This window comes from Trichocoleus sp. DQ-A3 (assembly GCF_039961975.1).
In the GTDB taxonomy this organism is placed as follows: Bacteria; Cyanobacteriota; Cyanobacteriia; order Cyanobacteriales; family FACHB-T130; genus FACHB-T130.
Genome location: NZ_JAMPKC010000007.1, coordinates 1 through 26,637, shown reverse-complemented (window position 1 = coordinate 26,637; position 26,637 = coordinate 1). Strand labels below are relative to the sequence as shown.

Here is a 26,637-nt window from a genome sequence, read left to right as displayed (position 1 = left end):
CCAGCTATAATTTTATATTTTGCTTCCGTTGACAAAATTATTAAACTGTGCAAGCGAGGTGGTTGGTGCCACCATGAATGCCCAAAGTTAAACGAATTATACGAGAACGACATCGGGAACATAGACAAAGTTTGCCCATAAGTAACGCCTTCTCCTGAAGTAAAGTTGAGCAAAGATAGCGGCTCATCGTCATTTCCCGTAGATTTTCGTTTTTTTAAACTTCCTACACAATTTCAGATTTTTCTTCCAGGTCATGTTAGAAATCAGGACATTAAGACTTGAAGCAGTTTATAGAAAGAAACAATATATAAAGGCTAAGCAATATGAATGAATTAACTTTAGAGTGGCAAGAAGCCGGTCGGGGACAAACCCAAACAATTCACGATCGACAAATCGCTAAACATCCCGGTACTATCCGGATCGGTCGTGACCCAGCTCGATGCGATATCGTTTTGACAGATCCCACGGTATCTGGGCTGCACGTCGAAATATTTTTTAACCCACAGCAGCAAAGCTTTTACTTGCGGAACCTGCGAGAAAGTAATCCGCCGCTAGTGGATGGTCACACCCTCATCCAAGGCGAAGTGCTTCTGAGTCAGGGTAGCACGATCTGTTTAGGACAGATAGAAATCCAGGTGACAAAGGTTTCCTTGGCAGTGGTGGGCGTTCCTCCGACGGTTTTGTTGTCACCGCCATCACCCGCAGCAGGCAAACCAGCCCCCACCGCCCCTAACCCAGCGGCTGTAACCTATGGTTTGGAATGTTCCAGTTGCCATCGCGTTTCACCGTATAACTTAATGAATTTGGGGTGTCCGTGGTGTGGCACATCCCTAGCAGCAGCATTGAGCGTTTTAGTCACTCCTAGCAGCAACTAATCAACCATGAATCCAGCACCCATGCGCCTTCGCCTCAGCTGGGACGATCCAGGAACGGGAGAACGGAAAGAACCGACGCTGGCAGTTCCAATCGCACTGGGACGGGAATTTAATCAGATGCCAGGGGAAATGAATGGGCATCGCGTCTCCCGATTAACCCTCAATAGTCTTGAGGTTTCCCGCTTCCACGCCCTGATTGATATGGACGCTGGCGGGTTGGTGGTTATTGACCAAAACAGCAGCAACGGCACCTTGATTAATGGACAACGTCAGACGCGCAGTGTTCTGGGGAATGGCGACTCGTTGCAAATTGGCCCTTATTACATCAGCGTTACCTTCGCTGCCAATCCACCTGCATCGCCCCCGTCTGGAAATTCCCAGATTTTCTTCCACCCAGACACAGATCTCCCTGACCCCAGGATTAGTCATCCGGCACCCCTGCCTCCGCTTGCTTCCCCCGCGCAACCAGGGGGAACGGCAGCGTTTCCTCCACCGGCTTTTCAGGCGCAGCAAGTCGTCGTGCAAGACCTTCATGCCACTGGATTGCGGGTGGATGAAGTGGACTATGCCGCTGTTGGGGGCGGTTTGGGCAGCTTTGTCTGGGTAGATTTATTAAGAATTTACGGGGTGAAAAGCAGTCAGATTGTGGCTTTGGGAATGGAACCCCAACCGTATGCTCGTTACAAGCGGCTGTGCATGAATTCGCAAATTCCTCTGTACGAACGCCTGCGGTCAAATTCAGATTCTTGCCCCGATAATATTTGGGGTTGGCCTAGCTATGCCCTGCGAGAAGCTGGGCACGATTTGCTCAAGGGAAGCATAGGAACAGCATTCGGGTATTTGTGGCAGGTATTTGCCGAACCGGCTTTTGCCCAAACTTATACCCCTCGTGCGGGTAATGTCTTTGACGCCCTTGATAGGGAAGCAAAACGGATTGGTTGGGAACAGATGTTTCGTTACGCCAGCGTCCGTTCGATTCGGAAAACTGAGGATGGACGATATGCGATCGCTTATTCTCGTACCAGTGCCAACCAGCGCGACCATGCTTTCTTAATTGCCCGCAATGTCCAACTCGCCACCGGCTACGCGGCGATTCAGTTTCTCCCGGATTTGCAAGCCTACCGGGAAAAAACCAATGATTTTAAGTCCGTCGTCAATGCCTACGAAGAACATAACCACGTCTACGAGCATTTAGAGAAATTTGGCGGTACCGTGATGATTCGGGGGCGGGGGATTGTCGCTTCGCGGATCGTACAGCGAATTTATGAAGCGAGGGCAAAAAACCCAAATATCTCCCTGCTACACTTGATGCGATCGCCTAAACCCCAAGGTAACAAATTTGGGCGATCGCAACGGTCTGTTGAAAATCACTACGAATTTCAACCCTTTAACTGGCCTAAAGCTACTTGGGGTGGTGAATTGCGGATAATGCTTGAAAAAGCAGCACCCGAACAGCGAAAGCGCCTACTCGCAGATTGGGGCGGCACCACCACAGCTGACCGTCAGGATTGGCGACGCATGGTTGAAGAAGGCATCCGTCAAGGCTGGTATCAAATTACCTTTGGGGAAGTGGAACGAGTCGAACGCAACCCTCACTCGTCAGGAATTGAGCGCACCGTTACCTATATTCAAGAAAAGGGATTAAAAGGACAAATTCGCCTCGAAGCTGACTTTATCATTGACGCCACCGGACTCGATGCCAAAGTCAAAGCGAATCCCCTCCTGAACGACCTTGTCACCCATTACAAACTCCCCCTCCATGAAAATGGGCGGATAGCTGTTGCCAACAATTTTGAACTTGTCGAAATGCGATCGCCGCAGGGTCGGATGTATGCTGCTGGTGCCATGACCCTCGGTGGGCCTTACGCCGCTGTTGATAGCTTCTTAGGGTTGCAATATGCAGCACTTTGTGCAGTTGATAGTCTGTCGGCAGCTCGTGCCCCTGGAATCCATCGATTGAACTTTTTAAGTTCTTTTGGGCAATGGATAAAATGGGTCGCGAACCAAGCACCGTAAATTTACTAAACTTGCTCTGGGCACTCAACGGATTGTCAGAGTAGATTTCAGCAATATTGCTGATTCATCTAGAAGCGGGCAAGCAGAAAATATAGATAGATACTGAAAGAAAGTTGACTCCATCAATAACTGCCGTTATAGCCCTGAGCGAGCCAAAAATATGCGAGTCCATTGCACTTATCGGAATGGAGGCCATAAAGTGCGAAAACTCAAAATTTTTAACGAAGTTTTACCTGAAGTCAGGCTGTTCAAGTGTAAAGAAGCTGAGATGAGCAGCAGCTACCTTCTAGAAGATTTGACGATGAAGGAAATTGCTGACTACATGGGTTTTGGCTGTATTTCCGACCCCGAAGAAGCAAATGTCATGTCTGAAACGACAGGGTTGCCAATTGTTGGAAATTCTGTGTGGGTGAAATGCCCATCTAAGCTAGAAGTCGGAACAGTCTATGAAGGTCATTTACGCAAGAAAGAAACGTCCGGACTGCCCGAACTGAAGCTTGAAAACTGATGCGGTAAGTGGATTAAAAATTTACCATGACTCCGACACTCTTTGGTCGTTGGCAAACCCGATTATTTCTACTAGCAACAGTGGGCGCGTTGGTAACGTTGCCCTTTGCTTTGGGCGTTATTAGTCCCGGTGCCAACTTGCTTTTTTTCTGGATACTAGGGTATGTTGCGGTTTTTGGACTCGGCTGGGATCTCCTATATGACTATATCCAGAAATTCCGTTGGGATCGAGATTGGCCTGGAGCTTTACAGTTGCTTGCCGGTATTTGGGAAGCAGTATTTATCGGGTTGCTGGTGAAAATATTTAGCTTACCAGGTGTAGGACGGGATCTGCCGTTGCAATGGTTTGTTCTGCACTACAGTCTAGTGTGGCTGAGCGTCTATCTGGCGTCGCATACCATCATGCGAATTTTATTTCCGCGTTGGCGTTTCCACGGGGGTCAGTTAATCTGACGAACGTTGCAGCGGATTGAATCCGGTTTATTAAAAAATCTAAAAATTAGCAGGGTTTATTCGGCGTTACACGCTCAAAGAATCATAATGATTCGTAGGGCGGACAACACCACCCTACAAAAAGCCCATGACTCAAGCGATATCGGGGGGCAAATTTCTGGGATTAGAGTTGAAGGAAGGCCAGTGTTGTTGCCGGTGTTCTTTAATCCGGCTTAGCAAATTTTCCCGAAAAATTTCAGCCCCGGTGGTACGATTACCGGGAGTTTCAAAGAAAATCGTGCTATCAACAATATCTCTGCCAACCATTTCAAACAAAATGTGAGTTACAGGTTCTGCCAAGGCAATAATTTCCGGATCTGGCACGGAAGAGAAAAGGTTGGCGTCTTCTAAAGTTGAAAAGGCGTGTATCACATTTTTTTCGAGATTGACTTGGGCGCGATTGCTAAGGGTCGTCAACAGCCAACCATCTTCCTGACTCTGGAGAATGTAATACTCGGAATGTTGCAGCTCAGTCGCATAGTCTACGAGAACGGGTGCAATTTCCGTAATCCACTTAGGTGGGATGCGATAGAGGGACGCTTTGTCAATCAGAGCTTGAATTTGTTGGTCTAAGTTCATAAGGACTATATAGGGTCTTCTGCCGTTAACGTGTCGTAGTTGGGTATGCTAGGGTCTTGACAATAATTAGCCATTGTGGGGAAATCTACCAGGGAGTGGTGGACGCAATCTTTCAACTACTATTTAACGAACTCCGACAGTCATCCAAGGCTTCGGAGCAGAACTGTCGTGAGGTTGCGGCGCGGATAGCTAGCGAAGTCGGTCGGATTTGCACTGAGAGTAAGCGAATCCAGGACTCAGGAGACATCGAAACCTGGGCAATAACACTGGCTCGTCTCCGCCTGAAGCAATGTCTTCATTATTACCAAATGGGGGCACACCGGGGACGGGTGGAATTACACAGCACCCTGAGTGCGATTATCTATCGCTACATTACACCGTCGCAGGTGCCTACGAGCTACCAGGCACGGCTAACTCTGATAGAAGATTTCTTACAGGGATTTTATGCTGAGTCCTTAAATGCATTTCGACGAGAAAGCGGCATGGGTCCGGCGTATCGTCCTCATACTTTGTTGGAACTGGCAGAGTATATGGCTTTTGCCGAGCGCTACGGCAAGCGGCGCATTCCTTTGCCTGGTCATCGCACTCAGCAATTAATCATCCTGCGGGCCCAAACTTTTTCGCAACAGCAACCCCCGGAAACTTCCGTAGATATGGAGCAGGCGGCAGAGGGATCTGCCACTGATTCCGACTCGGTTTGGAATGAAGCGACGGTGCAGCAGGTGCGGGAGGCGATGGTTGCTCACGAATCCGAACCTCTTGAAAAAAGTCTGCGCCAGACGGTGATTAAGGAGTTGCTGGCTTATCTGAAAGAGCGCCAGCAAACTGAATGCGCCGATTATTTTACTTTGCGTCTGAAAGATTTATCCGCCGGGGAAATTGAAGCAATTTTAGGTTTGACGCCGCGCCAAAGGGATTATTTGCAGCAACGCTTCAAATATCATTTGATTCGATTTGCTCTTTCCCAGCGATGGGAACTGGTGCATCAGTGGTTGGAAGCGGATTTAGAACGGAATTTGGGTTTGACGCCGCAACAGTGGCAAACATTTCAAGGAATGCTGAGCCAAGAGCAGGCGGAATTACTACGATTAAAGCAACAGGGATTCCCAAATGCAGCGATCGCTCAAACTTTGGGTTGTACGGTCTCCCAGGTTGAGAAGCGGTGGTTCAAGCTGCTAGAGATTGCCTGGGAAATTCGCAATCGTTCAGTATCCGGAGCAAGTGCATCTCAAGATGAATAGTGACCTAGACAACAATTCCGAAGCGATCGAAAACCGCTTTCTGGCAAGTCTGCTAGAGGATGGCGATCCTCTAGCAGCGCCACCACCCCAAGAGCCGCCTGCTCCTACAGACGACTTGGTGGCGGCAGAGCTGGAATTGGATGCGTTAGACCCACTGGATTCAGAAGACTTGAGCGTAGTGACCGACCACTTCGGTGAAGCGACCCAAGGCTGTCAACCACTCAACTTGGGAGGAGAAATACCGACTGTGCAAAATCGTTTCCATGCGCTTTTGAAGCGCAAACTACAAACAGAAATTGAACGAAATCCGCCCCTGTTTCCCTGGGAGACGGAAATTCGTAATTATGAACCTGACTATTCAGACAGCCAAGCAAACAGCTGGGTTCCCCTATGGACACCGCAGCTTTCTAACTTTAGTCTGCCAGTCACCCTACCCGAAACGGTTTTAACACAACTGCTAAACTCTTGCCAGGAGGCGATGCAGTCGCCGCTGCAACAGGGAGCAAAAATGGTGCGTGCTGCCAGTGCCTTATTTCCAGGGCAACCCCAGGCACTGAACCAGTTAGCAGGATTGGTGCTGCTCTATCCGACCCGTTCTCCTCAAGAGCAGCAACTGTTTACAAATCGTTATGAAGAGGCGACAGACAGCCAACAAATGGCGCTGTCCTTATTGGCGGCTAGAGAAATCATCAACGCGCTGACGCTGCCTGTATCGCCGGATCGGCAGCCGGTAGAGCGGCAGTGGCAGACGACAGTTGGACTGATGACTCTCAGGGCGGAATATCAGTTAGAGGGGCGGGTTCCCAGATGCCGGATTGAGACGCGCTTGCCTCGCGGCGGTAGGTTAACCTTACGAACCCCGCAAGGCTCGGCAACGGCACAGCGCACTTATCCGGGCTATTTGAGTGTAGAATCCTTTGATTTGGAAGCCAACCAGACTTATCCTCTGGAGATTCAGTTTCAGGAACTCGATCGGCAACCGCTGATTTTTGCGATCGCGGTCGGTAATTAAATGGCGAATGGTGAATGGCTAACTGTGATAGAACAATTAGCAATGAGCAATTAGCGATTGACCAATCACCAGTATGCGGCGTCTACCAGTTTTTAATCAGTTTAGGCAGCGGCAAGCGGCGATGCCGATGCCCGAAACGGAAGAATCCATTCTGTTGCGGGTGCTGGTGCAGGCGCTCGTGGTGGTAGGAATCATTGCGACGGATGTGGCAGCCGAGACGCAGATTAGCTTGTGGGCTGTGCCGCTCAGCATTGCCGGTGCGACGTGGAGTTGGTATCGACGACGCGATCGCAATGTGCCAGTGAAGTTCTTACTGGCGATTGGAATGTTGGTGGCACTGGCAGTTTTCTTGAGAAATCTGTTCGGTCAATTGAACGATACGCGGCTGGTGCTGGCAGAGTTGTTAATTCATCTGCAAGTGCTGCACAGCTTCGATCTACCTCGTCGCAAGGACTTGGGGTATTCGATGGTGATCGGGCTGATTTTGTTGGGTGTTGCTGGGACGGTGAGCCAGACGTTCGCTTTTGCACCTATATTGCTCTTGTTCTTAGGCATCGGGCTGCCGGTATTGGTGCTAGATTACCGTTCGCGACTCGGTTTGGAACACTTAAAAATGAAAAATGAAAAATTAAAAAAGGGGAATTCCCCAATTTTTAATTGGAAGTTTTTCAGTATCAATTTTTTAGCGATTGTAGGACTGGGGCTGACCATTTTCGCCCTGATGCCTCGGTTTCCTAGCTATCAGCTACAGACATTTCCCGTTAGTGCCCCCAGCAATCTCGCCCAAAAGGATTTTCCTGACAATAACCGTGGCATTGTTAATCCTGGTAGACAGGGTAAGGAAGGTTCTGGTGGTGGGTCAAACCAAGACACTGGTCCTGGCAATGTCGATGATACCTTTTACTACGGCTTTAACAGCAAGATTAATCAGAACCTGCGGGGAGAGATGAAGCCCAAGGTTTTGATGCGGGTACGTTCCCAGTCAGAGGGATTTTGGCGGGTGCTGGGGTTCGACCGCTACACGGGTCAAGGGTGGGAGATTTCCCGCAATAATCAAACGCAGACCGTAGAACGTCCACCTTGGTCATACCGATTTTTTATCCCCAGACAGTTCATTACTGGGAAAACTAGGGAAGTGATTCAGACCTACACGGTGGTGTCTGATATGGCGAATCTGCTGCCAGCCCTGGCGTTTCCTAAGGAACTCTACTATCCCACGCAAAGAGTGGCACTGGATACAGAAGGCAGCGTGCGATCGCCTGGACTGTTGCAGGAAGGACTCACCTACACAGTCGTTTCAGAAGTCCCTTACCGCGATCGCACTCGCTTGGGGCAGGCGTCCACTAACTATTCCAAACCCATCCGAAATTACTATCTGCAAGTTCCCCCGCAAATTGCTGACAAAGTGCGGCAGCTAACGGAAGAAATCTTAGCGAAGTCGAGAAAACCCATCACCTCGCCTTACGAAAAAGCCCTCTACTTGGCTCAATATCTCAAACAAAACTACACAATTCCACCAGATCCCAATAGCTTGCCATTTTTGGATGAAAACGAAGACTTAGTAGAAACGTTTCTTTTCAAGTACAAAGGCGGCTATCCAGACCACTTTTCCAGCGTCCTCACGATCATGCTGCGTTCGATTGGTATCCCAGCGCGACTGGTGGGGGGCTTTTCCCCTGGCGAGTTCAACCCTTTCACTGGCTTATACATCGTCCGCAACACCGATGCCTATATGATGACGGAGGTGTATTTTCCGAGTAACGGTTGGTTTGCTTTCGATCCGATTCCCACGCATCCACTCATTCCCCCTTCAATTGAAGAAGATCAAACTTTTAGCGTGTTGCGCCAATTCTGGAAGTGGGTTGCTGGTTGGTTGCCTTCGCCACTCACCAGTTGGCTGAATAACGTGTTCGGTGCGATCGCTACCTGGCTGATTGGGGGAATCATCTGGCTGTGGGCGCTATTATCCAGGGGGTGGGTGGGCTTGTTCGCCGGTCTCATCTTAGCGATTTGCCTGGGTTTCTTGGGCTGGCTAGCTTGGAATGGGGTGCGTGTATGGCTGTACCGTCGCTGGTTAGCGAAGCTGCCTCCGATGGAAAGTCTTTACCAGGAAATGTTGGCAAATTTACGCACTCAGGGATATGCCAAACATCCAGCCCAGACGCCCTCGGAGTACGCTTATCTGGCGTATCAACACCAGCCACCAGAATCTGCTAAGGCAATTGACGAGATTACCCAAGCTTATGTCAGTTGGCGCTATGGGAAACAGAATCCCAATGTCAATCAGTTGCGGCTGCGGCTGCGAGAGTTGAAAAAATCTCAGTTGAAGAAGCGTTGGCAGCAGCGCCAAGATTTAAAGCTGAAGACTCCATAATATTTTTCGGGTTGCGATCGCTATTTGCCGTTGAACTGGAAATCGCGATGGCTTCGCCTCGGACTCCGTCCTACCCAACCCACTCAAAACAAAACCGAGGCTAAAAGCCTCGGTTAGTTACGGAGTTATCTATCATCACTCATGCGGATGAAAGGACTTGAACCTTCACTTCTTGCGAAACTAGAACCTAAATCTAGCTGCAAAAAGCCTGAAACCCTTGATTTGCAAGGATAGTCAATAATAGTCAATCTAATATATAGTCATTTCATAGTCAAACGGGTCATTAAGCTAAAATCCGGAGGTGTTGGTGGACAAGCTCCGTCGTAAATCACAGCAGCTTTTCCTTGGCTACGTGCTGAATTGACAGCTTTTCGTGCTTCATTCCAATTGGGGTATGTACTATAAATCCATTCACCAGGTTTATCAGTAGCGATCGCTATTACAGTTTCCTGTAGCTTCCAGTCTTGCGCTTGATTCATTTTAATAAGTAAAACTACCTACCTCTTATTTGCGCCTCTAAAGCACTAAAACAACTTTTTCTTTCCCAGTGTACCTAATAAGCTTATATCGTGCCTTACAGACGATTCTAGAGGAAGTACAGATAGCTCTAACAGAACTATGGCTTATCTGTATCTATACTCCTGATCATCAGTTCTTGAGTGCTAATCATATATAAATCCAATAGCTCTATAACTACAAACACATAATTGCTGTATACACATAGCAGATGTAATTTTACAATTTCTGCTATAGAAAGACACATACAACTGATGTAAACAACAGAAATTCAAGCTTCTAACACAATATTATTGGGATTAAATACACACACAGTATCTACAATTAGCTTACAAAAGTAGAACATACTGTTATACATGAATATGTAATAAATTAATGAATAATCACAATATGCCTATAAATTGTGTAATTATAGGGATACATTAACAATAAAAGAATCAGTAATATTATTTTCAAAGTTTTTATTAAACTATAATGATTTTTACTATTTCAATAATTGCTAGGAAATAAATAAGTTTGACTATAGTATTCTCATTGTTAAAACACTATTCACTAAGAGCCTTTAAAGCATACTCAATCTTTAGATTGTCTTTCTATATTTTAAATATTGACATACTGACATCGATTTAACTCCGTTAATTTTCAGTATGTACATTGAAAAATAGAGAGTTAATTAAAAGTAAAGTATCCCTCTAGATTGGTAGAATTTAGCTTTATTTGCGTGTTCTAGATGTCAGATGTGAAGTCTATAAAGATTGCTTTCTTCAACTCTGTATCAGCTAGACTACCCTCCAGATACTTAGATTGAGATCCAGAGTCTGTAATAAAGCCTCTAAGCACCTCTATTGCCTGTTCATCTTGCCCGAAGCAACTCTCTATAAGTTCTAAGCTTACGCCAGCTCGGTAGGCAATGATCAAAGCACCGTAGAAGTCCGATAAATTGAGCGGTTCGGCTTTTGGTAGTTGAAACTTTGGTCGTTGAAACTGAGTAAACAGGATAAAAGTTAACAGCGAATAAATCGGCGTATCCTCGTCGTTTACTGCCTGCGCTAGCCGTTTAAACGAATAGATTTTCTCCCTAGTTTCAGAATAAAACGATTGAGTAAACGTCAGCCAATCATTGACTATGTCCTCAATATGATTGACATCTTTAGGCTGTGGTTCTGAATAGAAAAAATGGGAATCTTCAAAGAACTGAATAGAGAAAGCTGTTTTTGGTCGCTGCTTTCCACCATATAACGCTTCTACTATAAAGCATAATTGTGGGCGGTCTTTGACTCTATTTTTAAATACAGTTTCAACCTTTGTGTTAAGTTGGTAAACTGTCGGACGTTTTTCGTGGGTGACGTGGGATAGAAAAAATACTGAGTTACCTGTAACCGTGAATGACTTGCGGAAAGGTTTAATCTTTTTTTTGTTATCATCAGTAACTTCTGCTATTCCTGTAGATTCTGGTACAACTTCAGTAACTTCTGCTATTCCTGTAGATTCTGGTACAACTCTTGATACTTTTCTTAGTATAGTGTGTGTAGTATCTTCTCTGATACCAAACGTTAATACAATAATTTCCAATAACTTGCTAATAACTTGAGATTTCAAAATATCTAAATTGTCACTGTTTATCCATTCTCTCAAGCTACTACTATTAGCTTCTTCTTTACACTTATAAATGCTGTAGTGAATCAATGCTGTGAGAAAATCAGAAGCGAATGTTTTATACAAAAAATTAATAACATTTTTTATTTTAGTAGATATTTTTTTAAAATTTTCTTCATTTTTACAATTATTCCTGCAATATTTTTCAATAGCTGCGATATTTGTAATGTTTTTGTTATTTAATAGTTTGACTTTTTTAACTTTATCAACTTGTTTTTCAAAATTGAGATTGCGCTTTTTTATAATATTCCAAAAAGCATCTTTAAATTTTTCTATACTTTGTCCTCTAAATATATTGTCGTTTCTTAAATAAGTTTGACATAGAGAGCTTTCTTCTCTTGGACAAGACTCTGGAAGATTAGGAAAATGTGCAAAATGTGCTGTAGCAGCATCTCTAAAATAAACAGGCAGATAACATTCTGGACAAATTAAGCCTAACTTTATATATTGTTCATATTCATCTTTCGTAATATCTTTTGCTTTAATAATATCTTCTTCAAAAGTTTCTCCCAAGATTGATATTGCCTTATCCATCGTTTATAATTCCCAAGTCTAGTACGTCTTTTAGCAGTATTCCCAAATTTAAAGTTACAGTTACTATTCGCTCTTGTGATTAATATCACAAATATTGATGATTGATATCATTTACTTTGTGTATATCGCCTTTTTATTTCTGGTTTATATAGAAATTGATGAAGCTTAAGTTTGTCAAACATATACATATACATAAACTTTAAAACTGAATTTAATCAGACAGGCATAGATAAAAATTAGTGTTTAAATACTCCTCAAAGTCTTACTTTGGCTACTCATAAAATCTATTAATCTATGTTTTTGCAAGATTTATTTTAACAAGCTGGATATAAAAAAGTGTATAGGATTGGTGAAAACATTAACTATATTTTTATATAAATGCTTATTCTAGAATAGAGCAAAGTGTATATTTGACAATTGAAAAACATTGTTGATGACGAACAGCAGAAATCAAAAATGTTTTCTATAAGGACTTACAGAATCTATAAATTCACAGTCTCCTAAAATATTAGCTGTGATTAAAATGGTTATTTACAAGCTATTTTTTATAGCTTTTTAATTTACTACTAATTACAGCATAATTAGCTTGATAAGTAATACGCTTCTCTTTAGCTATAGATTCTACAAATGTTCCTTGAGGAATAAGACTTAATAAATTAATTGACTGTTTCAACTTTGATTGAGCTTTTAACCATATTTCTATAGAATAAGGTTTTTGAACAATCACAGCAGCTTCATATGCTAACTCTTGAGCAGTTTTTAAGTTATCTGCTGCTTTCTGTTCGATTAAAATTCTTTGACTAATAATAGAATGATTTTGTTGATAAGCAGTAAGTTTATCTTTTACTTTAATATAGATAGGTGAATTTGGAGGAATTACTTCTAATAAATCGATCGCTTCCTGCCATTTAGATTCTACCTGTTGCCAAACCTCCAGTGAATGAGGTGGATTTTGAGCAATAATAGAAGCTTCCATAGCTTTCTTTTGTGCAGCTTCTAGTTTTAGGTTGTCAGAAAGTAATTCATCATTTACATTAGGATTTTCTGAAATTTTATTAGTAGTCTCTATATTAGATACTACCTGTTTTTGATTATCAAAACTTTGGGATAATATATTTGTATTTTCAATTGCTTCACTTTCATTGTTATTAGTGTCTATATTTTTAGTAGCAACTATTGGTTGATATTGAATTCGCCTTAATTCTGAAACAATAGCATTTAAACTTATAAAACTTGCAAATGTTAAAAGTATTATTAACGTTAAGTTTTTCTTCAAAAACTCTTTTCTTAGTTGTTTTTTCTCTAACTGCTTCCTTAACTTAGGGTTCTTGAGGCACTCTTCTGCTAAACTTTTTACCTTGCTATTTTCAGATATTAGTAGGTTGATTGTCTTAATAAGAAACAGTAGCACCGAAAGTTCTAAGCTTTTTTTACTTTCTTTTTTACTTTTATCGAATAAAGCATTTACCATGTTATCAACACCATCTCCAAGTAAGTTTTGACCTATTTCTGAGGCAACATTTGATATAACAGGGATTGGCATAGTAACTACTTTTAGTTTAAATCCTAATGCAAATTTACCAAGTCCAGTGGCAAATTTTCCAGTACGATCAACAGTATTACTAACATTGTCAACTACATTTACAACTACATTCTCAACTATATTTCTAGATTCAAGTTTTTTAATTTCAGCAATTACCTTATAGTTTATGTGCATCAACTGATTTTCAATATCAATTAGTTTATTAGCCTGTTCTTTCATCAACTCAACACTACCAAAAATTAACTTAGGACTCTCCTGTAGGTAAGTTCTATCAATTTGTAATCTTTCTATTATCTGATTTAAAATTAATTGTTTATCTTGAGAAAGTTCCAATAAGTTCTGTGGTTTAACGTCAGACATTTTAAAACTCTAAGTTAATAGTGGTAATAAAATACAACAGATAAAGAAATTAAAAAATTGTAAATTCTACTGAAAATTATTCTTTAGTATTTATGAAACACGTATTTTTACGGTTCACACTGTCTTTAAAAGCATAACCATTGATCCTAAGTAAAAGTACCTAGCCTCTATAAGCACTTTTAAGTGGCATGAAATTTGCTTTAGGTCATCTAGTACCTAAAATGTTTTTAATGTGGTTTTATGGCTTTCTGTTAGAATAGCCTGAAAGCTTTATTTTGTGAGGGTTTCAGCCGTTCAGTGGTTTAATCAATTAAATATTCAGCCTTCTACCTGAATAGGCGATCGCCCCAAAACCCTTGATTTTTCGTAAATCAGCTTTGCTTTTACCACTGCTATACCCAAATAAGGCTAAACCCGCTACATAATGAGTATTTATGCTTAGTGGGGATAAGTATTTATCCTTAAAAATTATTTTGAAAATTTTTGATCAAATTTTTTAGTAATTTTATTTGTTTGTGATGCATAGAATCTATTAGTCAAAATAAATTACTATAACCAAAGTATACAAGTAGAAAAATTCCTAAGTCATATTTATGTAGATAAAAATACAACTTGAGTTTTTTAATGATTAATACATACCCAGTCAAACTCAATTTATCTTATTGAGTTTATAACATTTCTCACATCTATGAAATATACTATGATTCGAGCCTATCAATTATAAAAATCAGCATAAAACCCTATTCAGTTGAATATCGACAGAAATCATTGAAGTTCAGGAAAAGGAAAGGTCAGTATAGAGATACGTATAGGTGATGTAAATTTAGGTTTAGACAAAGTTCACTTATAATTCTGTACTGATAAGCTTGATGACCCAAAATCACCTCTAGATGAAACTCAGGAGATGATTCAAAAGAATGAGTCATGGTGTTTGTGAATTTAGCTTTTATAAAATCGCTAGGAGAGAGCAGGATGAAACGCAATCCACCTTGGCAACGTGATGAATTAATTCTGGCTTTAGACTTTTATTTTCGTTATCCTCCATACAGCATTAGTCAAACACATCCTGAGCTAATTACATTAAGCGACATTCTTAATAGATTACCAATACATACTGAACGTCCCGATCAAGAAAGGTTTAGGAACCCTAATGGTGTCTACATGAAATTATGTAACTTTCTAAGACTTGATCCTAATTATCAAGGTAAAGGACTAAGTGCAGGAGGGAAGCTTGAAGAGATTATATGGGAAGAGTTCTCATCTGATAAAACCCAATTAAGGCAAATAGCTAAGTTAATTACTGAATCAGTTTTAGAGAATAAAGCTGAAATACATGATACATATAGGGTATTTACCGATGAAGATGAAGAAGAATTTCCTGAAGGTAAAGTATTATACCGTATACACAGAACAAGAGAAAGAAGTCAGAGCTTAGTAAAGAAAGCAAAAGAGAAACGCAAGAAAGAAGTAGGTACACTTAGATGTGATGTCTGTAACTTTGATTTCTCTTGTACCTATGGAGAATTAGGACAAGATTATATTGAGTGTCATCATATAAAGCCAGTATCAGAGCTTGAAGATAAGCATAAAGCTAGGATTGAAGATTTAGCTCTTGTTTGTTCTAACTGTCATAGGATGTTGCATAGGAAACGACCTTGGCTCTCTATTGAAGAGTTAAAAATACTTTGCCAAAACAGTAGCAGTCTTTATAAGACTTCCTAGAAGAGCTGAAGTATATACATATTTCTGTTTCATGGTGTAACTGATGTAACTGCGATGTAACTAGATAGTATTTTCTATAATCTAGTCCTAATAATAGTTTCAATCATTTATGTAACTGTAACTGGTGTAACTAATATTTTACTAACTTTATTTATTGAAAAAAGGTTCCATTTTTCAGTTACATGGTTACATAGTTACAAAAAAGCTGAAACCCTTTAATCATAGGAGTTCCAGCTTGTAACTGACTTGTAACTAAACAATTAGCTAGTTACACAAGAGCTAAGTTGCTAGGATGCCAATATTTCCCAGATTTACCATTGACTCTCGTAGCTTTATCAGGTTTGTCTAATCCTATAGATTCCAATATAGATGTAACACGAGTCTCATCGGAACGTTTCCAGCTTCTAGGTTCTTTACCGATAGCTTGAACTAAAATATCAGATAATGTAAATGGCTCTTTTTGTTGCGATATCCAATTAATTACTAAGTCCTTCCACATATCGGATTCTTGATGATTCATGTTCATAGCATTACTAATCTGCTGTTCAGTCTCATTTAGATAGACAGGATAATTATGGTTATATGCTTTAACTGCTGCTGCCCAAATTAAATCTCTATTTAGTTTAATCCAATCAATATCAATCTTTTGATTAATGTCAATAACCCAAAATCTTCTATTTCCTGTTGGATCTACTAAAAACTGATCTTTATTAGTAGTACCTACAAGAATAAATGAACGTTTTGCTGTAATAACATTTCTATCGTAAGGTTTTCTAAATGTATCTTCTTGTGTAGTAATGAAGTATTTTAATTTACTCATTAAATGAGGTTTAAGAGTTTCATCACATTCTCCTAATTCGATCATCCATTTGCTGTGACAAGTCATTAATTCATCTTTATTATAATTCTGAAGATTGGTAGAAGTAAACCATTCTTGACTAGCAAGTTCTCTGAAAAAAGATGTTTTGTAAAAACCTTGACCACCTTTAAGTATAAGCACAGTATCAAATTGACATCCTGGCTTAAATACTCTTTTAACTGCACCTACTACAGTTTTAAATAAATATTTTGCTTCGATTGAAGATGGATCTATATGTAATCCTTTTTCACTTAATTCATCAAAAACTTGCTGATGATTTACATCTAGATACTTTTGAATACAACTATCCAAATAATCTTTTAAAGGATTAAAAAGATTATTCTTTGCAGCTAAATAAGCATTTTCATAAATATACGTATCTTTGTCTAGAACGATGTTGTGATTTTTATATACTTCCGCTCTAAATTCAGCAATGTCAAAAATTTTATTGTCCAAATAAATATCTTTAGTTACGCTATGATATTTTAATCTAGAAGAGAAATGAGTGTCTATAACTTGTTTAGTTAGAATATATTCCTTGCTCATGATATAATTTGAATGTAATAATTAGTAATAAAAATATAAATTTTTATAAACGCCAGCAATATTAGTTGTCTGGCTTTTTTGAACTATGAAATTAGGATTTTTATAAAACTTGTTTTTCTAAGTATTGATCTAAAGCAGCACGAATAACAATTGATCTAGTTACTTTAAGTTTATCCGCTGTTTCATCTAATTTTTCGATAGTTTCAAATGGAATAGCTGCTGTAATTGGTTTCCAGTCAGTTAATAACCTTCTTTTCATATTTTTTGTTTTTAATAGGTTTTCTTATATTTTCATTATAATTATTTTTTCTAATATTTTCTACTTTATTAGTTAAGGATTTATATCTAAAAGTAAAGCCATTTATTTAGATGCAAATAGTTTTTATAGGAGAATCTATATAAAGATAATTAGATGTAGATTTCTTTTAAAAGGAAGCAATTAAATTGACTAAATAGAAGACATAGAAAAAGGAGAGTAGTTTTTTCTACGCTCCTCTATAGGTTATAGTTAGTGAATTTTAGAACTCTGGTACTTGCATCTGTAGAGTTGTACCTGCGTAATGCTTCATGATGATCTCAGGGGTATTTCCTACCCATTTAGCTACTTGTACTGGTGTAACCCCAGCTTCTAAGCAAAGTGTAATGAATGTATGACGAGTAGTATATTGAGTTCGGTAGCGGCTGATCTTCCCGTCTTGAGCAAGTTGCATTACGATTCCAACTCCTCTATCTCCGCGACCCTTCCAAGCACTATCAATAAAATGACCTGAACGTATTTCACCCCCGCGTTTGCTAGGAAATACTAATGATTCTGGATCGCAGTTCTCAGACTTAATACTCAGCAACAATGCTTGTAAAGACGGATTGCAAGGAAATTTACGTGTTTTGTGAGTTTTGCAATCTTTTCGGATTTTTAGCTGACTGCTAACGGATTCGCAGAATGTAATCAGTTTGCAGTCTTGACTAATATGCTTCCACTTTATACCAACGGCTTCACCAGTACGACATCCAGTCATAAACAGGAATTTGACAAATGCTGCGTAAAAGCAATAGTAAGGATGTTGTTCAAAAGCAGCAATAATTGTGTCGCGCTCTTCAGCAGTAAATGGGTCAATAGTATCTACTTCGTCCTTTACTACCTTTATTTTCTTAGCCATTCCGTGAAACGGATTATTGGTGATAAGAAAAGAGTCGCAAGCCCATTCACAACAGGCTGAAATCTGTGTTAGGGTACGTCGTGCAGCATCATTCGAGAGATTGGCAACTAAGAAATCTCGAATCTTAATCGAATCATTTAAATCTTTAGTAGGCAGTTTGGCAATGTGATTACGTACAGCAGCATACTGAATTCGTAGTGTTGTCTCAGCAATCAAAGGCTTTCTGTACTCTGTGTACTTATTCCACAAATCAGATAACGTTATTGCTTGCTTGGGTTTAATCGTTTCTATAAGAGTTAGATATGTCTGTGGTTTGTATTTAGCTAAGGTTGGGTCAAAGTTTCCGGAAATGATGTCTAGTTCAATCTGGCGTGCTTTGATTTCTGCTGACTTACGATTTTCTGAGGTATCTGATAGACCAAGTGTTAAGTATTTTTGCTTACCTCCAAAAAGCTGACGTGGGAGACGCAAGCGTAAGCGCTCTTGAAATGATTCGATACCTACAGACCCTTTAGAAGCTTTCTGTGTTGTGTTCATTTTTTGACTATGAATTCTAGTACCATTGACGCCAATCATAGTCACGCCATAGTCAAAAGTCAAGTAAAAATCGTCAATTCAGTACCAAAGTAAAAAGGGTTCCAGCCCTATTAACAAGCTGAAACCCTTATACTGTATGTAATGCGGATGAAAGGACTTGAACCTTCACTTCTTGCGAAACTAGAACCTAAATCTAGCGCGTCTGCCAATTCCGCCACATCCGCTCATGGCGTTTACAATCATAGCAGAAACTATCGCCAATACCAGCATTTTCTGAGATTTGTTCTTGCCCTCCCGATCAAGGGGGGCTGGGATGTTTTAGCCAGCCAGTAAGGATTCGGCACCATCAATCCACATTTCCGTCCCGCTAATCAGGCTGGAGGCGTCTGAGGCTAAAAATAGCACTAGGTTGGCAACTTGTTCAGAGGAGCCAGGTTTACCATCAGTTAGCGGGATTTTTCCTGCCGGATACTCCACGGGTTCACGAGCTTGTTCCAAGCTCCGTCGTTCGGTGCTTTGGTCAATATTGGTTTCTATGGCACCCGGACAAATCACATTGACGCGGATGCGGTGTTTGGCTAGTTCTAGCGCCACCATTTTGGTGAATGCGACTTGAGCCGCTTTGGTGCAGGAATAAGCTGTCGCACCGCTGTTGCTGAACATCCGCGTGCCATTGACGGAGGAGGTGATAATGACAGATCCGCCTTGTTTCTTGAGATGAGGCACGGCATATTTAACAGTGAGGAACGTGCCTCTCAGATTGACTTTAATCGTTTTGTCCCATTCTTCTGGCTCTAGCTCTTCTATCGGTGCCCAGACGCCATTAATTCCAGCATTCGCAAATACAATGTCAAGGCGTCCCCATTGATTTATGACTTGTTGCACCGCTTGTTGCATCTCCTCTGTTTCGGAGATGTCAGCGAGTACCGGGATGGCTTCTCCACCGGCTTGTTGGATTTGGGCAACGACTTCGTTGAGTTCGTCTTCAGTACGTCCTAAGGCTGCGATTTTTGCACCTTCTTTCGCCAATAGCACTGCTGCTGCTTTGCCGATGCCCGAACCCGCACCTGTAATCAGTGCTACTTTGTCACCAAGTTGCATTGCCCCTCCTCTGCTTTGACCTGTTTCCTATTGATGGTTGAACAAAGGAAGGGACACTACATCCGTCTTCTGGAAGACGTAGTTTGGAATCGTGCAAGGTGATAGGTAATTCCTTCCAGGCTTGGGGGCACGGCAATGCCGTGCCTCCACTGGCTTATGCTTCGACTTTGACGCCTTTCCAGAAGGCAATGTATCCTTCAATGTTTTTGGCGGCGTCCTTGGCTTGGGGATAGTACCAAGCCGCATCTTTGTTGACTTGCCCATCGACTTCGATGGAATAATAACTGGCTTTGCCCTTCCAAGGACAGCTGGTGTGAGTGTCGCTATCTTTGAAATATTGCTGGTTGATAGCATCAGCCGGGAAGTAGTGGTTGCCTTCCACGACTTCGGTGCGATCGCTTTGGGCTAAAACCGTACCATTCCAGATTGCTTTCGGCATGGGTTAATTTACTAATAGACTTTCCAAGTATCATTATGATTCGTAAAGCAGGCTCTCGTTAGCGCAACCAATTTCGGGCAGCAGTTTTGGATGCCCACAGCACTCTGAAACTCCCTTGCGGAGAATTCGGAATTTCTTCATTCATCCTTTTGATCCTGCGCGGATGCGCCGCTTTGCTAACATCCTTCATCCTTCGGAAGATGCCCCAGTTTCATTCTCTCGAACAGGCACTCAAACATTTCTTTGGTTACGACAGCTTTCGCCTAGGGCAACGTCAGATTATTGAAGAAGCGCTACAAAACCAGGATTTGCTGGTTGTGATGCCTACAGGCGGAGGAAAATCTTTGTGCTTTCAGCTACCAGCCCTACTGAAATCTGGTTTAACCGTGGTAGTGTCGCCGTTGATTGCCTTGATGCAAGATCAAGTGGAAGCGTTACGGGATAACGGCATTGGCGCGACGTTTCTCAATAGTAGTCTCAGTTGGGGACAAGTGCGATCGCGCGAACAAGATATCCTCAATCGCCGCATCAAACTACTCTACGTTGCCCCAGAAAGACTCTTGGGGGAAAAATTTTTGCCCTTTTTAGATTTGGTGCAACACCAAATTGGAATTCACTCGATTGCGATTGATGAAGCGCACTGCGTTTCTGAGTGGGGACATGATTTTCGCCCAGAATATCGGCAATTGCGACAATTACGCCAACGCTATCCGAATGTGCCCTTTTTAGCCCTTACCGCCACCGCTACCGATCGCGTCCGTCAAGATATTATCCAACAGCTGGCGCTCAGGCAACCCAGTATTCACATTGCCAGTTTTAACCGCCCCAATCTCTACTACGAAGTTCAGCCAAAAGAGAAACAAGCTTACTCCCAACTCTTAAAACAAATTCGCACAACTGAGGGTTCCGGGATTATTTATTGCCTCAGTCGTCGCCGCGTGGATGAAATTGCCTTTCGATTACAAAAAGATGGCATCTCAGCGCTACCTTATCATGCAGGGCTAGATGATGAAGAACGGACTTCTAATCAAACTCGCTTTATTCGAGATGACGTGCGAGTAATGGTAGCAACGGTTGCCTTTGGCATGGGAATTAATAAGCCAGATGTGCGCTTTGTCATTCATTACGACTTGCCGCGCAATTTAGAAAGTTATTATCAAGAAGCTGGAAGGGCAGGAAGAGATGGAGAACCTGCGCGTTGTACGGTCTTTTTTGGCTACGGCGATTTGAAGACGATTGAGTATATTATCGACCAAAAAACTGACCCGCAAGAACAAAGAATTGCCCGTCAACAATTGCGACAAGTAATTGATTATGCGGAAGGTACAGACTGTCGCCGCACAATACAATTGGGTTACTTTGGCGAACGTTTTGCGGGAAATTGCGGCAACTGCGACAACTGCCGTTTTCCTAAACCTGTGCAAGATTGGACAATCGAAGCGCAGAAATTTCTTTCTTGTGTCGCCAGATGCAAAGAAAGATACGGGATGAATTACATTATTGATGTGTTGCGCGGCTCAAAAAATCAGAAGATTTCTCAGAATGGGCATCAGGAACTTTCTACCTACGGCATCGGCACTGATAAAAGTGTAGAAGATTGGAAGATGTTAGGGCGATCGCTCTTGCATCAAGGACTTGTCGATCAAACCACTGACGGTTATTCTGTCTTGAAGCTCAATGCTTTAAGCTGGGAAATTTTGCGGCGTCAGCGTGAGGTGCAGATTGCCGTTCCAATTGTTACTGCAATTGATGAATCGCCGCAAATGGCAGTAGAAGTAGAAATGCTGTATGAACAATTGCGCCAGCTTCGCAAACAACTTGCTGATGAGCAATCCGTGCCTCCCTACGTCGTCTTTGCAGATTCTACGCTAAAGCTGATGGCTCAAATGCAACCTAAAAGCTTACCGGAATTTGGCAAAATTTCCGGTGTTGGAGATTATAAATTAGCTCAATATGGTGAGAGATTTGTTGCTGAAATCCAAACTTATTGTAAAGAACAAGGAATTTTCAAGTCCACTTCTGTTGCGGCAATTACTCAAAAAAATCACCCTAGCTACACCCAGTTAGCGACGCTGGATTTGTATAGGCAAGGTTTGAGCATTGAGGAAATTGCTCTAAAACGTAACTTGCGTATAGGCACTATCTTAGATCATCTAGCAGAATTAATTTCGATGAATCAGCCTGTTGATTTAAACTCGTTAGTACCCCTAGAACGTCAAGAACCCATTTTAAAAGCAATTCAAGAGGTGGGTGCTACTTCACTCTCAAAGATTCGAGATTCTCTGGGGGAAATCTATACTTTTGATGAGATTCGGCTGGTGCGGGGACTGTGGAAACGAGAGAATAAAGGTTAATTTTTTAACGCAAAGGTACGCAAAGGTTAGCGCAAAGGTACGCAAGGTAAGAGCAAAGGTACGCAAGGTAAGAGCTTACCTCTCGTTTCCTGAAGTGGTTAGTAGGCAAAAAATACTACTTTTGGGGTATGGTGCAATGTGGGAAATGTGTTCAAAGGATATTGGCGATCGCCATAACCGAAGGTAGGCTGTTACTCCCTGAAGCCCGTTGGGTTCTTCGACAAGATGAAGCAAGAAAAGGGCTTCACTAGGAATGTTTGGGGCGTGCAGTTGCACTTCAATCAAGCCACCAAATCACGTATAAAAAGACAACTAATTTGAAGCCGAATAGCTGGCTCAATCGGATGCAGCATTCGTCTGATAGTCAAGCATCGGTTAAAGAGGCGACGTCACGGTTGATCGTTGATCGTCTAAAATTTGTGGTTAAACGCTTTAGCTGAGGGAGTCAGGAGGGCTTCACCAACCTTTTAAATGGTAAGGACAGGAGCTTTCTCACTCATCTAGTGTTAAAACCAATAATATTGCCCGAATCCTCAAGGACGGGTGTGAAGTTAAGTTTAAGCTACGCAATGACGGATTTTGCAAGCTCTTTAGGAGAAGTTAAGAGATGACCCATCACGTCAATCAGCTTGGCGAAACTATCCCCCAAACGCTCAATGGATATGACCCTAACGTGTTTCCAGCATTTCATGAAACGCTGCAAACTCACTTTCCAGGGGCACTTCCCATGAGCAAGTACATGAGAAAGACTTTCCAAAGCTTGAGTTCCTACGGTTTTTGTGACGAAAACACGATGGGAATGATAGCAATTTGTCGGGATGAAGTCGCCGAACCCCTATTCATTGAAGTAATTCGATACTGGGGGAAAACTTTTAATTGTTGCAGCTTAGCCGGGTTCGTCATGATGGGGAAAACGGGGTTAGCCGCTGCGACTGACCATACCCCTATCGTTGATGGTATCCGTCGTTTTACCTTCTATGCGATGCCCCATATCGCTATTTCTAGACATGGTGATATTGGTAAGGTTTATCGAGATGGTGTTCAAAAAGTTTCCCATGCTTGTGGAGCATTAGAAACAGTCGTCAAAGAATTGGCATCTGGTCATCTGAAACTAGAAATGGATATGCAGGATATTGAACAAACAATTATCCGGCAGAAAATTCTTTCAGCCCTTACCTATGGGGACAAACCCGATTTGATAGAGATTACAAAGTTGGCATCTAAAATTATTTCCGACGATGTCGAAGCCCTCTTAAATATTCTCGATCGCTCTGTGTTTAACTACGCCGTCATGACCGGAATTCAAATTCATGGGCCTCTAGGCACCCACTGGATTTATCCACAAGATTTTTATGTCGTCGGCTCTGATCTTCCTGGGGGGAAGGAAAAGATAGAAGCATTTCAGCAGGCGCAAAATTAAAAAGTTAATGACAAATGGAGATAGCTTTATGAAGAATGGCTATGTTGGAAGTTAGTTGATGAAGTGAGCGCTACTATTATTCCTTCCCTAGAGTGAAAAGACGTAAGCAGTGAACTGCTCTGGCAATCTTTCTCACGTAATCAAACATCTCTAGATAGTCAATCATGTGGACTCCAGGACATATTTTGCAAAACGGCAAATACACCATTGAGCAAAAAATTGGTGGGGGTGGTTTTGGCATAACTTATCTTGCTAGGCATAAAAACAGTGACTTAGTTGTCATCAAAATACTTAAAGATATAGATCCAAACAGCCATGACTTTGATAAGTGGCAGCAAGATTTTGCGAACGAAGCGCTAAGACTGCAAAAGTGTCAGCATCCCCATGTGGTAAGAGTTCATGAACTCATCACAGAAGGGATGACCTGGGGGATGGTCATGGAATACATAGAGGGAGAAGATTTAGCTTACAGAGGCGTATTGGCTGAATCTGAAGCTTTAAAATACATCAGACAAGTCGCTGATGCTCTGATAACTGTTCATGAAAACGGTTTATTACATCGAGATGTAAAGCCACGAAACATTATGGTGCGGGCAGGAAAGGATGAAGCCGTTCTTATTGACTTCGGAATAGCCCGCGAGTTTACTCCTGATTTGACACAGACTCACACAGAACATCGGACAGATTTTTATTCTCCACCTGAGCAATATGAGAGCCGTGCTAAACCAGGTTCGTACACGGATGTTTACTCGTTAGCGGCAACTTTGTACAAATTGCTAACAGGACAAGAACCTGAAGGTGCCATATCTAGAGCGATTTATGGTTATCCGCTGAAGCCACCTAAAGAAATCAACCAACATATCAGTGAGCAGGTTAACTTTGCTATTCTCAAAGGACTAGAGGTGAAACCAGAGAATCGTCCACAGTCAGTAAAAGAGTGGATTGGATTGATTAATTCTTCAGCACAGCTTTTGATTTTGAATTCAGAAACTCTTAAGCAAGAGCAACTGAATCAACGCATCCAGCGTTTGATTTCTAATCTCTCGCTCCCAGATGTTGAAGATCGTTATGCTGCTGCTGAAGCTCTAGGAAAGATTGGAATGCCAGCTCAAAAAGCAGTCCCCGCACTAATCAAAGCTTTAGAGGATGAGGACGAGACAGTTCGTGGAAATGCTGCTTCCGCTCTTGGAAATATTGGTTTAGCAACCAAAGATGTGATTTTTGTACTAAGTCAAGCTTTAGAGGATGAGGATGAATTTGTTTGTGACTGCGCTGCTTTTGCATTAGGAAGATTTGGTTCAGCAGCAGAAGAAGCAATTCCTGCATTAGCTGAGCAGTTGAAGAGAGAAAGTAAGAATCGTCGCAGCATTGCTGCTCCTGTGCTAGCCCAAATTGGTCAAGCAGCAATTCCGGCTCTAGTTGAGCTTTTGAAAGATCAGAAGCGACATGTCCATCTTAGAGCTGCACAAACGTTAGGCGATATGGGTTCAGTAGCAGAGGCAGCAATACCAGATTTAGTTGAACTCCTTAAGCAAAAAGAGCAAATAAGTGCGAGGGAAGCTGCATCTGCATTGGGAAAAATTGGTCAAGCAGCGGTTCTCCCACTAATTGATGCTTTAAGGTTTGGAGAGTGGTACATACGGGAACCAGCGGCTTATGCTTTGGCAGAGATTGGTTCAGAAGCTAAAGCTGCTGTTCCCGCACTCGTTGAAGCTCTAGAAGATGGAAGGTCTTTATTCGGCGTTGTCTCTGCCTTAGAAAAAATTGGCTCAGCCTCAGAGCCTGCTGTTCCTGCTCTCGTTAAGTTAATCAAGAGTGAAAATCAATATCTCCGTCAAAGAGTTTTTGCTGCTTTAGGAGAAATTGGTGCAGCAGCAAAGCCTGCTGTTCCTGCCTTAATTAATGCATTAGAAGATCCTGACGCAAGTGTACGTCGAGATACTGTCACAACTTTAGGGAAAATAGGTTCAGAGGCAAAAGAAGCAATTCAGCCTTTAATTGCACTGTTTGAGGATAAGGCGTTGCAGTTCAACACTGACATGATTGCCTCTGCCTTGGGAGGAATTGGCTCCGATGCTGTTCCTGCTCTCATCGAAGCACTGAAGAACGAACAATCAAAAAATACACGCTATGGTGCTGCATCATCCTTAGAAAAAATTGGCTCAGGAGCAAGAGATGCTGTTCCTGTTCTGCTAGAAACATTGAAGGATGAGTATGAAATAGTCCGTTAGGGTTCTGCCCTTGCTTTAGGACGTATTGGCTCAGATTTACAAGTTGTAGTTCCTGCCCTCATGGAAGCTCTGGAGGATCGGACTGACTCCGTTCGGAGCTGGTCTGCTCGTGCTTTAGGAGAAATTGGTTCAGGTGCAAAAGCTACTATTCCTGCCCTTATTAAAGCAATGAAAAACACTACTGAAGCACAAGGACTAAATCCCCATCATGCTCGTAAAAGTATTGTTGAGTCTCTAGGGAAAATTGCTCCTGAGTCAGAAGAAGTAGTCTTTGCTTTAATTGATGCTCTGCAAGATGAATCTTATGTTGTACGTTGTAGTGCAGCTTATGAATTAACGGTGCTTAAACGAAAAACAAGACTCTAAAAAGTTATAATACAGGCATGGCAACCATTTCACGTTATGGTGTGATAAATGAAAGAGACAACTCCCGCCGCCATGCCCCCTTGCTTCAATAGATGGTGCAAACGCTTTGATGATATATTGACGCATCAAGCCCAAAAACGGGAGTTTAGGAACTATATAAGCGGATTATTGGGGGAAAGTGAACGAAAAAACCTGTCTCA

Annotated in this window: 20 protein-coding genes, 1 tRNA gene and 2 pseudogenes; 13 read left to right on the top strand and 10 right to left on the bottom strand. The window is 41.9% G+C overall.

Annotation, left to right across the window (positions count from 1 at the left end):
• The first annotated feature begins 323 nt into the window (after window positions 1-323).
• From NDI44_RS13445 to NDI44_RS13430, 4 genes are all read left to right on the top strand, one after another.
• Window positions 324-875 (top strand): FHA domain-containing protein, encoded by a 552-nt coding sequence (locus NDI44_RS13445; RefSeq protein WP_190410290.1) that lies wholly within the window; start codon window positions 324-326, stop codon window positions 873-875.
• 6 nt (window positions 876-881) lie between these two features.
• Complete coding sequence (locus NDI44_RS13440; protein WP_199300587.1) at window positions 882-2,891, top strand: FHA domain-containing protein; 2,010 nt, start codon at window positions 882-884, stop codon at window positions 2,889-2,891.
• 199 nt (window positions 2,892-3,090) lie between these two features.
• Entirely contained in the window at window positions 3,091-3,399 is a 309-nt protein-coding gene (locus tag NDI44_RS13435; protein ID WP_190410289.1) for a hypothetical protein, read from the top strand.
• Between the two features lie 26 nt (window positions 3,400-3,425).
• Complete coding sequence (locus NDI44_RS13430) at window positions 3,426-3,851, top strand: hypothetical protein (RefSeq protein WP_190410288.1); 426 nt, start codon at window positions 3,426-3,428, stop codon at window positions 3,849-3,851.
• A 132-nt stretch (window positions 3,852-3,983) separates the two neighbouring features.
• Here NDI44_RS13430 and NDI44_RS13425 read toward each other — a convergent pair whose 3' ends face one another.
• On the bottom strand, window positions 3,984-4,469 hold the full coding sequence (locus NDI44_RS13425; protein ID WP_190410287.1) for a hypothetical protein: 486 nt from the start codon (window positions 4,467-4,469) through the stop codon (window positions 3,984-3,986).
• A 98-nt stretch (window positions 4,470-4,567) separates the two neighbouring features.
• On the opposite strand from NDI44_RS13425, the gene hetZ reads away from it, so the two are divergent.
• The 3 genes from hetZ to NDI44_RS13410 all read left to right on the top strand — a co-directional run bounded on the left by hetZ (window position 4,568) and on the right by NDI44_RS13410 (window position 9,096).
• A complete protein-coding gene (gene hetZ / locus NDI44_RS13420; protein WP_190410286.1) occupies window positions 4,568-5,710 on the top strand; it encodes a heterocyst differentiation protein HetZ in 1,143 nt (380 codons plus the stop codon).
• On the top strand, window positions 5,703-6,722 hold the full coding sequence (locus tag NDI44_RS13415; RefSeq protein WP_190410285.1) for a hypothetical protein: 1,020 nt from the start codon (window positions 5,703-5,705) through the stop codon (window positions 6,720-6,722). The genes hetZ and NDI44_RS13415 overlap by 8 nt, the downstream gene beginning before the upstream one ends.
• A 73-nt stretch (window positions 6,723-6,795) precedes the next feature.
• Complete coding sequence (locus NDI44_RS13410; protein ID WP_199304691.1) at window positions 6,796-9,096, top strand: DUF3488 and DUF4129 domain-containing transglutaminase family protein; 2,301 nt, start codon at window positions 6,796-6,798, stop codon at window positions 9,094-9,096.
• Window positions 9,097-9,356: 260 nt separating this feature from the next.
• On the opposite strand, the gene NDI44_RS13405 is transcribed toward NDI44_RS13410, so the two are convergent.
• The 3 genes from NDI44_RS13405 to NDI44_RS13395 all read right to left on the bottom strand — a co-directional run bounded on the left by NDI44_RS13405 (window position 9,357) and on the right by NDI44_RS13395 (window position 13,705).
• Entirely contained in the window at window positions 9,357-9,575 is a 219-nt protein-coding gene (locus NDI44_RS13405; RefSeq protein WP_190410284.1) for a hypothetical protein, read from the bottom strand.
• A gap of 763 nt (window positions 9,576-10,338) precedes the next feature.
• On the bottom strand, window positions 10,339-11,802 hold the full coding sequence (locus tag NDI44_RS13400; protein WP_190410283.1) for a hypothetical protein: 1,464 nt from the start codon (window positions 11,800-11,802) through the stop codon (window positions 10,339-10,341).
• Between the two features lie 538 nt (window positions 11,803-12,340).
• Window positions 12,341-13,705, bottom strand: a complete 1,365-nt coding sequence (locus NDI44_RS13395; RefSeq protein ID WP_190410282.1) for a hypothetical protein — start codon at window positions 13,703-13,705, stop codon at window positions 12,341-12,343.
• 972 nt (window positions 13,706-14,677) lie between these two features.
• Here NDI44_RS13395 and NDI44_RS13390 point away from each other — a divergent pair.
• Window positions 14,678-15,427, top strand: a complete 750-nt coding sequence (locus NDI44_RS13390) for an HNH endonuclease (RefSeq protein WP_190410281.1) — start codon at window positions 14,678-14,680, stop codon at window positions 15,425-15,427.
• Between the two features lie 268 nt (window positions 15,428-15,695).
• Here NDI44_RS13390 and NDI44_RS13385 read toward each other — a convergent pair whose 3' ends face one another.
• The 6 genes from NDI44_RS13385 to NDI44_RS13360 all read right to left on the bottom strand — a co-directional run bounded on the left by NDI44_RS13385 (window position 15,696) and on the right by NDI44_RS13360 (window position 20,066).
• Window positions 15,696-16,832, bottom strand: a complete 1,137-nt coding sequence (locus tag NDI44_RS13385; RefSeq protein ID WP_190410280.1) for a virulence-associated E family protein — start codon at window positions 16,830-16,832, stop codon at window positions 15,696-15,698.
• A gap of 100 nt (window positions 16,833-16,932) precedes the next feature.
• Complete coding sequence (locus tag NDI44_RS13380) at window positions 16,933-17,091, bottom strand: ribbon-helix-helix domain-containing protein (protein ID WP_190410279.1); 159 nt, start codon at window positions 17,089-17,091, stop codon at window positions 16,933-16,935.
• 259 nt (window positions 17,092-17,350) lie between these two features.
• Window positions 17,351-18,589 carry a tyrosine-type recombinase/integrase gene (locus NDI44_RS13375; RefSeq protein ID WP_242031381.1) on the bottom strand — a complete coding sequence of 413 codons (1,239 nt, stop codon included), beginning with the start codon at window positions 18,587-18,589 and terminating at the stop codon, window positions 17,351-17,353.
• Window positions 18,590-18,668: 79 nt separating this feature from the next.
• A tRNA-Leu gene (locus NDI44_RS13370) sits at window positions 18,669-18,750 on the bottom strand.
• 94 nt (window positions 18,751-18,844) lie between these two features.
• Window positions 18,845-19,627, bottom strand: a complete 783-nt coding sequence (locus NDI44_RS13365; protein ID WP_190410278.1) for an SDR family NAD(P)-dependent oxidoreductase — start codon at window positions 19,625-19,627, stop codon at window positions 18,845-18,847.
• 154 nt (window positions 19,628-19,781) lie between these two features.
• Complete coding sequence (locus NDI44_RS13360) at window positions 19,782-20,066, bottom strand: DUF427 domain-containing protein (RefSeq protein ID WP_190410277.1); 285 nt, start codon at window positions 20,064-20,066, stop codon at window positions 19,782-19,784.
• Window positions 20,067-20,266: 200 nt separating this feature from the next.
• On the opposite strand from NDI44_RS13360, the gene recQ reads away from it, so the two are divergent.
• From recQ to NDI44_RS13335, 5 genes and pseudogenes are all read left to right on the top strand, one after another.
• The gene (recQ, locus tag NDI44_RS13355; protein ID WP_190410276.1) at window positions 20,267-22,420 is read left to right on the top strand and encodes a DNA helicase RecQ; all 2,154 of its coding nucleotides are present in this window, start codon (window positions 20,267-20,269) and stop codon (window positions 22,418-22,420) included.
• A gap of 607 nt (window positions 22,421-23,027) precedes the next feature.
• On the top strand, window positions 23,028-23,840 hold the full coding sequence (locus NDI44_RS13350; RefSeq protein ID WP_190410275.1) for a hypothetical protein: 813 nt from the start codon (window positions 23,028-23,030) through the stop codon (window positions 23,838-23,840).
• A 164-nt stretch (window positions 23,841-24,004) separates the two neighbouring features.
• A complete protein-coding gene (locus NDI44_RS13345) occupies window positions 24,005-26,071 on the top strand; it encodes a HEAT repeat domain-containing protein (RefSeq protein WP_190410274.1) in 2,067 nt (688 codons plus the stop codon).
• 12 nt (window positions 26,072-26,083) lie between these two features.
• A pseudogene (locus tag NDI44_RS13340) lies at window positions 26,084-26,437 on the top strand (HEAT repeat domain-containing protein); the annotation flags it as partial.
• Between the two features lie 48 nt (window positions 26,438-26,485).
• Window positions 26,486-26,637 (top strand): annotated as a pseudogene (locus tag NDI44_RS13335) (IS701 family transposase); the annotation flags it as partial.